Origin of the sequence: Bacillus sp. LJBS17 (genome assembly GCF_019334685.1) — a bacterium.
In the GTDB taxonomy this organism is placed as follows: Bacteria; Bacillota; Bacilli; order Bacillales; family Bacillaceae; genus Bacillus; species Bacillus subtilis.
Window position 1 is genome coordinate 647,314 of record NZ_CP079759.1, and the last position, 13,042, is coordinate 660,355.

A 13,042-nucleotide genomic window follows, 5' to 3' on the forward strand; every position below is an offset into this window, starting at 1 on the left:
TTTTCCAAATTGGTACTATAGTTAATGACAATAAGGACGTGATGGTTACAAAAAATCTTCGTGCTGCAGACTGCCCGAAGAAGAAAATAACAAAATCCTAAACGGCAGGCCGTTTAGGATTTGATCAGCATTAAGGCAGGATATCGGGCTGCTGCTGTGTGACTGGGTTGGCAGCCGCTTTCTCGCTCACATTGCGTTTTCTGAACACAAGGTAAGAAATCAGAACGATTCCCGTGATGACGCCTGTCAGCAGCAGCTCGTCTCTCATGGAATCAATAAACGCCATGGACACTAAAATTCCGCAAATGGCGAGGATGGTCAAGTAGGTTAGGAAAGGGAAGAGCCACATTTTGATCTTCAATGCTTCTGGGTTTGTTTTTTCGAGTTTTTTCCGCATTTTCAGCTGGGAAACTGCGATGACAAGATAGACGAGTAAAGCGATTGCGCCTGATGAGTTGACTAAGAATAAAAAGACGGTATCCGGTGAAAAATAGTTCATTACGACCGCGATATAAGAGAAAAATGTCCCGGCCACAATGGCTTGTACGGGAACGCCTTTTTTGCTCAATTTCATAAAACGGCGCGGCGCTTCGTTTCTTTCTGCAAGTGAATACAGCATTCTGGATGTGGTGTACAAACCTGAATTCAGGCAAGAGAGTACGGCTGTGAGGACGATAAAGTTCATAATCTGTGCGGCTGCGGGCACTCCTATATGCTCAAGTACAGCGACGAAAGGGCTTTCTAAAATATTTGCTGAATTCCATGGCAACAGCGCCACGACAATGGCGATTGAGCCCACGTAAAAGACGATGATGCGCCATACAACGGATCTGGTGGCTTTTGTCACAGATTCGATCGGGTTGGATGTTTCCCCTGCTGCAATGGCAACGATTTCAGTTCCCATAAAAGAGAAGATGACAACGACAATGCCGAGCAATACGGAGCTGATGCCCTCCGGGAAAAATCCGCCTTTGCCTGTAAGATTCGAAAAACCGACTGGCTCACTGCCCGGTGCAAAGCCAAAAATAAAGGCAAAACCAACGATTAGAAAAGCAATGATAGTCACAACTTTAATGAGGGAGAACCAATATTCAAACTCACCGAAAGACTTAACGGAGTAGACGTTTGTCAGGGTGAGCACAATGGTCAAGATCAAACTTGTCAGCCACAGCGGAATATCATGGAACCAGTATTGAATAATGCCAGCACCGGCAATGGCTTCGATCGCGATGACGATCACCCAGAAAAACCAGTACAGCCAGCCGATTGTAAATCCTGCCCACGGTCCGATGGCGTCGTGAGCGTATTGAGAAAACGATCCGCTCGTCGGGTTTACGGCAGACATCTCACCGAGCATTCTCATAATAAAAATCACCAATAATCCGGCTAACGCGTAAGAAACAACGGCACCCGGACCGGTCGAGTGAATCACTGAACCGCTGCCTACAAATAGGCCGGCTCCGATTACACCGGCAATCGAAATCATTGTCATATGGCGGGTCTTTAATTCCTTTTTTAATCCTGATTGAGACTGGTTCATAAGTTACCTCCTTTTAAAATGCAATCATTACTGAATATTATGATAATTGAAACTCTATCATAAATATACAGTTTGTCGAAAATTCGTGTAAGAAAATATACCAGCTTATTTCAAATTTGTAGTGTTTTGTTTGCGCTTTCAGCGAATGTGTGGAAAAAATGTTTCGTTTTTTATTTGCTGTGTGATTTTGTGTACTATTTACAATTCGATAGAATGCGAGAAGTGCTGGTATCATTGGATCTGATGGGCTTTTTGGCGGAGCAAATAAATTGGATGAGAGAAAAAGTGTTCCATCGTCACTATTTTTCTGTGGCGGGTGAATCATGTTTCTGTAGACCCACTGCGGATCAGCTTTGTAAGATAATAATAGGAAAATGTGAGCGGGGAGGAGGTTTTGTATGGAGAGATATGATGAACTGAAAAAGGGAGAATCCGGAGCGCTGGTCAGCATTGCCGCGTATCTAGTTCTTTCCGCAATTAAACTGATCATCGGTTATCTTTTTCACTCGGAAGCACTTACGGCAGACGGATTAAATAACACAACTGACATTATTGCTTCTGTTGCTGTGCTGATTGGCCTGCGCATCTCTCAAAAGCCTCCTGACGAAGATCATCCATACGGCCACTTTCGAGCGGAAACGATTGCATCGCTTATCGCATCGTTTATTATGATGGTTGTCGGCCTGCAAGTGCTGTTCAGCGCCGGAGAATCTATTTTTTCTGCTAAACAAGAGACGCCGGATATGATTGCGGCTTGGACGGCAGCGGGCGGGGCAGTCCTGATGCTGATCGTTTACCGGTACAATAAAAGGCTGGCCAAGAAGGTGAAGAGCCAGGCGCTCCTTGCTGCGGCTGCTGATAATAAATCAGACGCATTCGTCAGTATCGGCACATTTATCGGCATTGTAGCTGCTCAATTCCATCTTGCTTGGATTGATACGGTCACTGCGTTTGTGATCGGTCTGCTTATTTGCAAGACCGCATGGGATATCTTTAAAGAGTCATCTCACTCTTTGACAGATGGATTCGACATAAAGGACATTTCCGCTTATAAACAGACAATCGAAAAAATCTCCGGTGTGAGCCGTTTAAAAGACATAAAAGCAAGATACTTGGGCAGTACGGTTCATGTTGATGTGGTGGTTGAGGTATCGGCAGATTTAAATATTACGGAAAGCCACGATATAGCCAATGAAATTGAGCGGAGAATGAAGGAGGAGCATGCGATTGATTATTCGCATGTTCATATGGAGCCTTTAGAACACAAATAATTGAGCTTCCTGCCACAGGAAGCTTTTTTGTGTGTTTTGGCCAGCTTTATTGGAAACAATTTGCTAGAATCGTTTTTTTATACAGATTGCTTTTTGTGGTAAAGTTAGGTTACATTATGATGAATTTTGTAGATGACTAGGAGGAAAAGAATGGCATATCAAGAAGACCTGCATCCTTTGCTGGGGAAAGCAGTTGAACATATTAATAGAGTAATGGTTGGAAAACGAGACATCGCCATACTCAGCTTAGCAGCCCTTCTTGCCAAAGGGCATGTGCTGCTTGAGGATGTACCCGGAGTCGGAAAAACGATGATGGTCCGCGCGCTGGCAAAGTCAATCGGCGCTGATTTCAAAAGAATCCAATTCACTCCGGATTTGCTGCCATCTGATGTAACAGGGGTATCTATCTATAATGCGAAAACGATGGAATTTGAATATCGTCCCGGCCCAATTATGGGAAATATCGTGCTGGCCGATGAAATCAACCGTACCTCTCCGAAGACACAGTCGGCTTTGCTCGAAGCGATGGAAGAGGGAAGCGTCACGGTAGATGGCCATACGATGCAGCTTGCCGCTCCTTTTTTTGTGATGGCAACGCAAAACCCGGTCGAATATGAAGGAACCTATCCTTTGCCGGAAGCCCAGCTTGACCGGTTTTTATTCAAACTTCGGATGGGTTATCCGTCCTTTAATGAAGAGCTTGACGTCTTATCTCTTCAGGAAAAAAGCCATCCGATTGAGACGCTTGAGCCGATTATTGCAAAAGAAGACTTCATCTTTTTACAGAGGGAAGTGCAAAATGTCCGTGCTGATGACAGCATTAAGGAATATATCGTTGAAATTGTGCAGAAAACGAGACAGCATCCTTCTGTTCAATTAGGCGTCAGTCCGCGCGGCTCAATCGCCCTCATGAAAGCGGCACAGGCATACGCACTGCTGCATCATCGCGACTATGTCATACCGGATGATATTCAATATTTAGCTCCTTTCACGCTGCCGCACCGGATGATGCTTCATCCTGAGGCAAAATTTGAAGGGATTCAGGCAGAAGCGATCGTAAGGGAGATCATGTCAGCTGTGAAGGTGCCGGTTCAAAGGTCGTCGGTCCGCTGATGAATAAGAAATGGCAATGGCTCGTATATGGTTGGAAGCTGATTATATTAACTTTATTGACGGCTGCTGTTTTTTCTTATGCGATGTTTCAGGGCGGCTTTGTCAGCTGGTTTTTGTTTTACGCGTTTCTCCCTTTTGTCTTGTATGCCGGGCTGCTGGCCTTGTATCCGCTCCGTTCTTTTCAGGCTTCAAGGCAAATGGATAAAACACAATTGCATGCGGGGGACAGGCTGGGCGTAACGGTTACGCTGAGAAGAAAGCTGCCATTTCCCCTGATGTATATGGTGATTGAAGATTGCCTGCCAGAAGGTATCGAGTCATTAAATCGAGACGGAGCCGCGGCCAAACGGCTCGTTTTTCCTTGGTTTAAACGGAGCATGACGATGTCGTATGAATTAGCTCGGGTACCGCGCGGAGAGCATCACTTTCATTCTGTCAGGGTGCGAACCGGGGATGTTCTTGGCTTGATTGAAAAAACTGCATTTTTTGAGCTGGATGATACCCTGTTTGTTTATCCATTCTATCAGCGTTTTTCCTATCAGGTGAATGAGAGGCATCAGGAAGACGGTGTAAGCGGTTCTTCTCCAATTCATGAGCACCATTCCTCAGTCGCAGCAAGTGTGCGGAATTATCAGCCGGGAGACCGGTTTGCTGCGTTAGATTGGAAGACATCTGCACGGCGGAGCCAGCTGATGACGAAGGAATTTGAGCCTTCTCGCAGCAAAAATCTGTTTCTGCTGATGGACCGTTTTTCCTCAGACGCATTCGAAGAGGTCGTTTCAGTGACAGCTTCGATTCTTCATTCTGTTTTAAAAAACGGCGCGGGCGCTGGCCTGGCTTCCATCGGGAAGGAAAAAAACATTTTCCCTATTCAGGAAGGGGATCAGCATTTTAAGCACATGCTTCGGCATTTAGCCATCGCTCATTGTGATGCGGCAGACCCGATAAGCCGATATGCACGGGAAGAGCTGGGAAAGCCATCTGTTCGCCAAGCTGATCAAGTTGTTGTCACGGGACAGTTAACGGAAGATATGCTGCACCTCGCAGAAATAGGAGGCGGCCGGGTTACGGTGATACTGGCAAGAGAGAAAGATGCTGTGCTCTCTCAAGCTGAAAATGCCATGATTGAACGCATGATGAAACGCCAAATCAGAGTTCGGGTCATGAGGGGCGGGCGAGTTTCGCGTGTTGTTTAGAAAGAGAGGTGACTGGTTCACATGCCGCACGATGATCACAAGGGAAGCCGTTTGAGCTTGCTGTTATTTTATTTTCTGGCTTTTTTATTGCTGTGGGAGTGGCTCAGGCCGCTTGACAGTTTTACTGAAACGAAACATACAGGCTTTTTTAGTGTCTTTATCGGTTTGACGTTTCTGCTGACTTTTTTCAGGATGAGGTGGTTTGTCACAGTTCCTTTTTGTGTCATATTTACATTGATCTCGATACACATCCTGTTTTATCAAGGGCCTATTTTCGACTTGAGCTGGGTCAGCTCTTTTTTGCAGGATGTCTATCTGAATATCACGCTGATTCAATCAGGGCAATGGAATGACATGATTCCTTCATTTCGGACCCTGCTGTTTTTTGTGCTGCTGTGGCTGCTGGTCTATCTCCTGCATTATTGGGTGATTTACCAGAGAAGAATTTTGTTTTTCTTTTTGATGACAGTAGCGTATATTACGATTCTTGATACCTTTACGCCATATGATGCCACTTTTGCCGTCATCCGTATCGTGCTGATCGGCTTCTTTATGCTGGGCCTTTTATACTTGGAACGCATTAAGCTGATGGAAAGAATCACACTGCCAAAAACATCTGTCCTGAAATGGTTTCTTCCTTTATCTGTATTGGTTTTGGCTGCAACGGGATTCGGACTCGCCGCTCCAAAATCAGAGCCGGCCTGGCCTGATCCGGTGCCTTTTCTTAAAAAAATCACTCATCAAGACCGCGTGTCTGCAGGGGAAAGCAAAATCGGATACGGGAATCATGATGAATCACTCGGCGGCCCGTTCCAGCAGGATGCTACACCTGTTTTTACATGGCAGGGAAAAGAGCGTACGTATTTCCGTGTGGAAACGAAGGACACGTATACCGGAAAAGGCTGGATTGAAACAGACACAGGCATGTCGTATCAGCTTAGCAATGGAAAAGTTGAAAATCTGTGGTTTGACCATAAGGTTGCGACAGAGCGCCGCACCGTCCGTGTAAAAGTCGATAAGCACTACGGGTATAATCATCTGATGTATCCGATTGGTGCGGAAACCATTCAGCCAAAGCAGGCTGTCTCACTTGAAATGAACGGCAACACGGAGCAAATTTCTCCGATCAGTGAACAAGCCGGTGAAATCAGAAATATGGGAAATTATACTGTAACGTACAATTCCCCGGTCTATAAGCTGGATGAACTGAGAAAGGTAAAAGTGAGAAAAAACAGTGAGGAGTACACATTCAGCGATCGCTACATGCAGCTTCCAGATTCACTGCCAGAGCGGGTGAGAACCCTTGCGATCAAACTGACTCAGGATCACGACAATATGTTTGATAAGGTGAAAGCGGTTGAGGACTATTTAGGGTCAAATGCGTTCACATATGAAACAGAAAACGTGACCATTCCGAAGAATGATGAAGATTATGTCGATCAATTTCTCTTTGAAACGAAAATGGGTTATTGTGATAACTTTTCTTCCGCCATGGTGGTGCTCTTGCGCTCGGCCGGGATTCCGGCCCGCTGGGTAAAGGGTTATACGTCCGGCGAATACAAAGAAGCAGGGAACAAAAATGGCAGCATTTACGAAGTGACAAATAACAATGCCCATTCCTGGGTAGAGGTGTATTTCCCGGAACAGGGCTGGGTTACATTTGAGCCGACTAAAGGGTTTACAAATCCGGCTGAATTTACTTCTTCTGACACAAAGGACTCCGGCAGCGATAACAGCAGCTCGCCGAAGAAAGCACAAGAGAAACAGAAAGAAGAGAAAAAACAGCCGCAAAAAGAAGAAAAACAAAAGGAAAAACGGGAGCCAGCTGTTTCTAAAAAGCCGTCCGCTTCACATACCAATGCAGGTGCGGGCTTGTATGCAGCGCTTGCGGTTCTTGCAGTCCTCCTGGTGGCAGCTGTATTGCTGTATGTTTTCCGCTCGTTATGGATTCCTGTTTTCACCGTGAGGAAATTGAAGCGGCGCAGCGATCAGCACGCGTTTTTTGAGGCATATGACGCGCTGCTGAAACAACTGAAGAGAAAAGGGCTGCCGAAACGAGGCAGTGAAACGTTGCGTGATTATGCAAAACGAATCGATGAAAAATACGACATAGAAGACATGTCAAAGCTGACATTAAGCTATGAAAGGGCGCTTTACAGAAATGAAGATTCTTCAGCGCTTTGGAATGATTCCAAAGAGTTATGGGAAAATTTAATTAAAAGCAGATGGTCTTGACCGCTTATCAACGTGTTGTTAGAATTAGTGAATATTATCGGAGTCTGGGAGCGAGTTGGCCTGACTCCGGCAAACGGCCTTGCCAAAGAGGGCGGAGCGAGCTTCATATCTGTCCTCGTTTTTTTCTGTGTCAAAAAACTTAGAGGAGATTAGGTGACAACCATGACAAAGTTAGTGAATGAAATGATTCTTGTCCTTGATTTCGGCAGTCAGTATAACCAGCTGATTACACGCCGTATCCGTGAATTCGGTGTTTACAGCGAGCTGCATCCACATACATTGACGGCTGAAGAAATTAAAAAAATGAATCCAAAAGGAATTATTTTATCCGGCGGTCCAAACAGTGTGTATGATGAAAACTCTTTCCGCTGTGACGAGAAAATCTTCGAGCTTGATATTCCTGTTTTGGGAATTTGCTACGGCATGCAGCTGATGACTCATTACCTTGGCGGTAAAGTTGAAGCGGCAAGCCAGCGTGAATACGGAAAAGCAAATATCCGCATCGAAGGCACACCTGATTTGTTCAAAGATCTTCCAAACGAACAAGTGGTTTGGATGAGCCACGGCGATTTGGTTGTAGAAGTTCCTGAAGGCTTCACTGTTGACGCGACAAGCCATCACTGCCCGAACTCAGCAATGAGCAAAGCGGACAAAAAATGGTATGGCGTTCAGTTCCACCCGGAAGTGCGCCACTCTGAATACGGCAATGATCTTCTGAAAAACTTTGTATTCGGTGTTTGCGAATGCGAAGGCGAATGGTCAATGGAGAACTTTATCGAAATCGAAATGCAAAAAATCCGTGAAACGGTCGGAGACAAACAGGTTCTTTGCGCGCTAAGCGGCGGCGTTGATTCCTCTGTTGTTGCTGTTTTGATTCATAAAGCGATCGGCGACCAGCTGACTTGTATCTTTGTAGACCATGGTCTTCTCCGTAAAGGCGAAGCTGAGGGTGTTATGAAAACATTCAGCGAAGGCTTTAACATGAATGTGATTAAAGTAGACGCAAAAGATCGATTCTTAAACAAACTAAAAGGCGTTTCTGATCCTGAACAAAAACGCAAAATCATCGGTAATGAATTCATTTACGTGTTTGATGATGAAGCGGACAAGCTCAAAGGCATCGACTACCTTGCACAAGGTACGCTTTACACAGATATCATCGAGAGCGGTACAGCAACGGCGCAAACGATCAAATCTCACCACAATGTCGGCGGACTTCCTGAAGACATGCAGTTTGAGCTGATCGAGCCGTTAAACACGCTCTTCAAAGACGAAGTGCGCGCGCTTGGCACAGAGCTCGGCATTCCGGATGAAATCGTATGGCGTCAGCCGTTCCCAGGACCGGGCCTCGGAATCCGTGTTCTCGGCGAAGTAACAGAAGAAAAACTGGAAATCGTTCGTGAATCAGATGCAATCTTGCGTGAAGAAGTTGCAAATCACGGGTTAGAGCGTGATATCTGGCAATACTTCACTGTTCTTCCTGACATCCGCAGCGTTGGTGTTATGGGTGACGCAAGAACATATGATTACACAATCGGAATCCGTGCCGTTACATCAATCGACGGCATGACATCTGACTGGGCGCGTATCCCGTGGGATGTGCTTGAAGTCATTTCGACACGTATCGTAAACGAAGTGAAGCACATTAACCGCGTGGTGTACGATATTACAAGTAAGCCGCCTGCGACGATTGAGTGGGAATAAGTAAATAACAATGAGAAAAACGTCCCTTTTTCAAAAGGGGCGTTTTTTTTGTTAACTTTTTGAAACCGTTTCGACAATTTTTGTATCTAACAACATAGGAGGTGGATAAGGTGAAGGAAGAAAGATTGATTACAAAGGCGAGAAAAGGAAATGCTCGGGCCTTTGAAAAGCTTATGCTGGCACATCAGGAGACTTTATATAAAACAGCTTATCTCTATTTAAGAAATAAAGAAGATGCACTTGATGCTGTACAGGAAACAGCTTATAAAGCTTTTATCAGTATAGAAAAACTAAAAGAGCCAAAGTATTTTTTAACGTGGCTTACTCGAATATTGATTCATACCATTTTTGCCATGAATAAAAAGAAAGGAGATTTGGTTCCGTTTGAGAAACATCATGATGCTGGAACTAATCAAGCAAATATTGAGGAATACATAGACTTGCGAAATGCGATTGATTTACTTGATGAACATGTTCAGTTAACAATTCAGCTCTATTATTTTCAAGATTATTCGATTTCAATGATAGCTGAACAAACAGGAATGGCAGAAGGCACAATTAAAACCCATTTACATAGAGCGAGAAAAGCATTGAAACAGGAGCTGGAAAAGGAGGATCAAAACAAATGGACAAACACCAAATGAAGCAGATGTATGATGACATAGCAGTGCCAAAGAAAGCACTCAAAAAGGCAATACATCAAGCTGTCGTTCGTGCTGAAAATGAAAGTAACACAAGGCGCCGTTTTAAATGGGCACGAACTATTACAAATGGAATGGCTATTGCTGCTGTGGTATGTATATTGTATTTATCATCTGGTCTTTTTCTTCCCTCTGTAAACAAAGCGATGGGGAGCATACCCATTGTCGGACAAATTTATAAGGATTTTCAAGATAAAGTTGGTCTATCATTGTTTAAAAGCAATTTGGTCACAGCTTTAAATGAAAAAGCAGACTCCAGGGGGATCACTGTTTCTGTAAACAGCTCCTATTACGATGCCGGACAGCTTGTTTATAACTTCACTGTTGATAACTTCCACTCTGATGAAAAAGAGATCATGTATGATGTCGACGAAACGAGTTATAGCGACAACTTTTCAATCAACTACGATTCCTTAATGCTTAAAAAATTAAATAACAAGCAATACGCAGGACAATTAAGGATTTATACAAATGGTACTGAAATAAAAAATGGGGAAACCGTGCCCTTTGTAATTACTCATATCAATGAAATACAGGGAAATTGGAGATTCAAACTGCCTATTACCAAAAAGAATGCGGGTTATTTAGAAAGCTCAAAAATTATATCGGCTTATCATAATCGTTATCAATTTTCCAATATTCAAGTGGAAAACGGGAAACTTGGATCTGTCCTTCAATTTACAATCGATTATCAAGGCATAGCAAAGCATGATACGGTTGAAATTAACGAAGTTAAAGATGATTTAGGAAACACATATGAGATGTCAGCATCAAACATCGAACTTGGAGACCGCATAAAGGTAAACGAGAGAACGGTAAGAGCAAAAGGACAAACACAGTTAGAATCACCAATCAATCCAAAAGCGAAAAAGCTAACATTAATTGCAGATATTAGATCTGAGGCTGAGGGTAGTGAAATCGTCCCGCTTAATGCAGGGATGCCGTATCGTCTTTCTGAAACAAAACATCAAAACATAGGGATTGAAATCGAGAACATTAAACAAGAAGGGAGGAAAGTATTGGTACATTACCGTTTCACTGGAGTTGATACTTCAAATATGTCAAAAGATGACTTAGTGAATATAGGTGAAATGATTGGCCTTGGTGATAAGAAAAAAATGCAATCATGGTCTGATCCAATGGCTTATTATGAAGAAGGCTATTATTTGAAATGGAATAAAGCTGAAGTGAAGAATATGGACACAGCCGAAATGTTATCAACTTTTGAACTGGATGACGCTTATCTTGATAAGCTGTCTTTAAAGCATTTTGAGTTTAATGAATACGGTCTGTATATTGATAAAGGCGTTTTAAATGACCTGATTCAACTAAAGCCATTCTCGTTTACTGTACCAGTGCATCAGGTGAGTCAGCCTTCAAGATAAAATAATCATAAGTTGAAAAGCCGTATGAAGTCATGCATACGGTTTTTATCATTGTTGCCAATTTAGTCAATAGACGAATAAACCAATTTTTTTAATAAGTAATGTTCGTTGTTTATATTGTCAATTCAAAATGAACTTGGTACAATAGACACAGAAATCAAATAAGATGAATTCGTATAATCGCGGGAATATGGCTCGCAAGTCTCTACCAAGCTACCGTAAATGGCTTGACTACGTAAACATTTCTTTCGTTTGATATAAATAAAACACGTTTATTTATTCGAACTGAAATCCGTCTGTAGTCAAGCGTCCCAAAATGTATTGGGGCGTTTTTTATTTGGCGTTTTCAGGACAGAATAAATAGCAAAGAGTGAAGGGAGTCAAATAGCTTGAAAACGTTTTTTCAGTTTGATGAGCTGGGCACCAGCTATCGCAATGAAATCATTGGCGGATTAACGACTTTTTTATCTATGGCATATATTCTGTTCGTCAATCCGATTACGCTTGCTTTGGAGAGCGTGAAAGATTTTCCGGAGGCGCTGAGAATTGACCAGGGTGCGGTCTTTACGGCGACAGCGCTGGCGTCTGCAGCAGGCTGTATCTTAATGGGATTAATAGCGAGATATCCGATTGCCATCGCGCCGGGTATGGGGCTGAACGCGTTTTTTGCGTTTTCTGTTGTCCTTGGTATGGGTATTTCATGGCAGGCAGCTTTGTCTGGTGTTTTTATTTCAGGTCTTATTTTCGTTGCTCTTTCTTTAACAGGTTTTCGTGAAAAAATCATCAACGCCATTCCGCCTGAGCTGAAATTGGCAGTCGGCGCGGGGATCGGCCTGTTTATTACATTTGTTGGATTACAAGGTTCAGGAATCATTACAGCGAATCCTTCTACGCTCGTCACGATCGGAAACATTCACAGCGGTCCTGTGCTGTTAACGATTTTCGGTGTGATTGTCACGGTTATTTTAATGGTGCTTCGCGTGAACGCAGGCGTGTTTATCGGGATGCTGTTAACAGCGGTTGCCGGCATGATTTTCGGTTTGGTTCCGGTTCCGACTCAAATTGTCGGCAGTGTGCCAAGCCTTGCGCCGACTTTCGGACAAGCGTGGATTCACCTCCCGGATATTTTCTCCGTACAAATGCTGATCGTTATTTTAACATTCTTGTTTGTCGGATTTTTTGATACAGCTGGTACACTTGTTGCTGTGGCAACACAAGCTGGTTTAATGAAGGAAAACAAATTGCCGCGTGCGGGCCGTGCGCTTTTAGCTGATTCATCTTCTATTGTGATCGGTGCCGTGCTTGGTACGTCTACAACAACTTCTTACGTGGAATCAAGCTCAGGTGTCGCTGCGGGTGCCCGTTCAGGATTTGCCGCAATTGTAACAGGGATTCTCTTTTTACTGGCTACGTTTTTCTCTCCGCTCCTATCAGTCGTTACGTCAAATGTAACAGCGCCGGCGCTTATTATTGTTGGTGCATTGATGGTGGCTCCGCTTGGCAAAATCGCTTGGGATAAGTTCGAAGTGGCCGTTCCTGCTTTCCTTACCATGATCATGATGCCGTTAACGTACAGCATCGCGACTGGTATTGCCATCGGATTTATTTTCTATCCGATTACAATGGTGTGCAAAGGAAAAGCAAAAGAGGTTCATCCAATCATGTACGGGCTGTTTGTCGTATTTATCCTGTACTTTATCTTCTTAAAATAAGGAATGAAAAACCAGCTGCACTGGCAGCTGGTTTTTTTGTTGCAAAAGATAAAACCATTTCATACGATATACCGTCATGTAGATGTGCCGCCATGCTTTACTTAAATGGAAATGACTTGACTGTTCAGGAAGGCTTCGGTACCTTATATAAGTGTTTTATTTTCTTGCTGAATGGTATTCCGCCG

10 protein-coding genes and 1 riboswitch are annotated in these 13,042 nt (G+C 43.7%); of the genes, 8 read left to right on the forward strand and 2 right to left on the reverse strand.

Going from position 1 to position 13,042, the window contains the following annotated elements; genetic code table 11:
* Nucleotides 1-130 precede the first annotated feature (130 nt).
* Nucleotides 131-1,540, reverse strand: a complete 1,410-nt coding sequence (gene gabP, locus KXZ66_RS03365) for a GABA permease (RefSeq protein WP_038827718.1) — start codon at nucleotides 1,538-1,540, stop codon at nucleotides 131-133.
* A gap of 37 nt (nucleotides 1,541-1,577) precedes the next feature.
* On the reverse strand, nucleotides 1,578-1,865 hold the full coding sequence (locus KXZ66_RS03370) for a hypothetical protein (RefSeq protein WP_080121055.1): 288 nt from the start codon (nucleotides 1,863-1,865) through the stop codon (nucleotides 1,578-1,580).
* Nucleotides 1,866-1,938: 73 nt separating this feature from the next.
* On the opposite strand from KXZ66_RS03370, the gene mneS reads away from it, so the two are divergent.
* From mneS to pbuG, 8 genes are all read left to right on the forward strand, one after another.
* Nucleotides 1,939-2,811, forward strand: a complete 873-nt coding sequence (mneS, locus tag KXZ66_RS03375) for a manganese transporter MneS (RefSeq protein WP_015382984.1) — start codon at nucleotides 1,939-1,941, stop codon at nucleotides 2,809-2,811.
* Nucleotides 2,812-2,961: 150 nt separating this feature from the next.
* The gene (locus KXZ66_RS03380; protein ID WP_219144804.1) at nucleotides 2,962-3,924 is read left to right on the forward strand and encodes an AAA family ATPase; all 963 of its coding nucleotides are present in this window, start codon (nucleotides 2,962-2,964) and stop codon (nucleotides 3,922-3,924) included.
* A complete protein-coding gene (locus KXZ66_RS03385; RefSeq protein ID WP_219144805.1) occupies nucleotides 3,924-5,120 on the forward strand; it encodes a DUF58 domain-containing protein in 1,197 nt (398 codons plus the stop codon). Before KXZ66_RS03380 ends, KXZ66_RS03385 begins: the two co-directional genes overlap by 1 nt.
* A gap of 21 nt (nucleotides 5,121-5,141) precedes the next feature.
* Nucleotides 5,142-7,355 carry a DUF4129 domain-containing transglutaminase family protein gene (locus KXZ66_RS03390; RefSeq protein ID WP_219144806.1) on the forward strand — a complete coding sequence of 738 codons (2,214 nt, stop codon included), beginning with the start codon at nucleotides 5,142-5,144 and terminating at the stop codon, nucleotides 7,353-7,355.
* A 162-nt stretch (nucleotides 7,356-7,517) separates the two neighbouring features.
* Nucleotides 7,518-9,059, forward strand: a complete 1,542-nt coding sequence (gene guaA / locus KXZ66_RS03395; RefSeq protein WP_031315522.1) for a glutamine-hydrolyzing GMP synthase — start codon at nucleotides 7,518-7,520, stop codon at nucleotides 9,057-9,059.
* A 110-nt stretch (nucleotides 9,060-9,169) separates the two neighbouring features.
* A complete protein-coding gene (locus tag KXZ66_RS03400; protein WP_017695646.1) occupies nucleotides 9,170-9,703 on the forward strand; it encodes a sigma-70 family RNA polymerase sigma factor in 534 nt (177 codons plus the stop codon).
* A complete protein-coding gene (locus KXZ66_RS03405; protein ID WP_151870370.1) occupies nucleotides 9,685-11,145 on the forward strand; it encodes a DUF4179 domain-containing protein in 1,461 nt (486 codons plus the stop codon). Before KXZ66_RS03400 ends, KXZ66_RS03405 begins: the two co-directional genes overlap by 19 nt.
* Before the next feature lie 152 nt (nucleotides 11,146-11,297).
* A riboswitch (purine riboswitch) is annotated at nucleotides 11,298-11,399 on the forward strand.
* Nucleotides 11,400-11,534: 135 nt separating this feature from the next.
* A complete protein-coding gene (pbuG, locus tag KXZ66_RS03410) occupies nucleotides 11,535-12,857 on the forward strand; it encodes a hypoxanthine/guanine permease PbuG (protein ID WP_021481311.1) in 1,323 nt (440 codons plus the stop codon).
* Nucleotides 12,858-13,042 lie beyond the last annotated feature (185 nt).

What these genes read in the sequence shown, in the direction of transcription:
- gabP (WP_038827718.1), bottom strand. Translation starts at nt 1,540, where the DNA reads ATGAACCAGTCTCAATCAGGATTAAAAAAGGAATTAAAGACCCGCCAT.
- KXZ66_RS03370 (WP_080121055.1), bottom strand. Translation starts at nt 1,865, where the DNA reads ATGATTCACCCGCCACAGAAAAATAGTGACGATGGAACACTTTTTCTC.
- mneS (WP_015382984.1), top strand. Translation starts at nt 1,939, where the DNA reads ATGGAGAGATATGATGAACTGAAAAAGGGAGAATCCGGAGCGCTGGTC.
- KXZ66_RS03380 (WP_219144804.1), top strand. Translation starts at nt 2,962, where the DNA reads ATGGCATATCAAGAAGACCTGCATCCTTTGCTGGGGAAAGCAGTTGAA.
- KXZ66_RS03385 (WP_219144805.1), top strand. Translation starts at nt 3,924, where the DNA reads ATGAATAAGAAATGGCAATGGCTCGTATATGGTTGGAAGCTGATTATA.
- KXZ66_RS03390 (WP_219144806.1), top strand. Translation starts at nt 5,142, where the DNA reads ATGCCGCACGATGATCACAAGGGAAGCCGTTTGAGCTTGCTGTTATTT.
- guaA (WP_031315522.1), top strand. Translation starts at nt 7,518, where the DNA reads ATGACAAAGTTAGTGAATGAAATGATTCTTGTCCTTGATTTCGGCAGT.
- KXZ66_RS03405 (WP_151870370.1), top strand. Translation starts at nt 9,685, where the DNA reads ATGGACAAACACCAAATGAAGCAGATGTATGATGACATAGCAGTGCCA.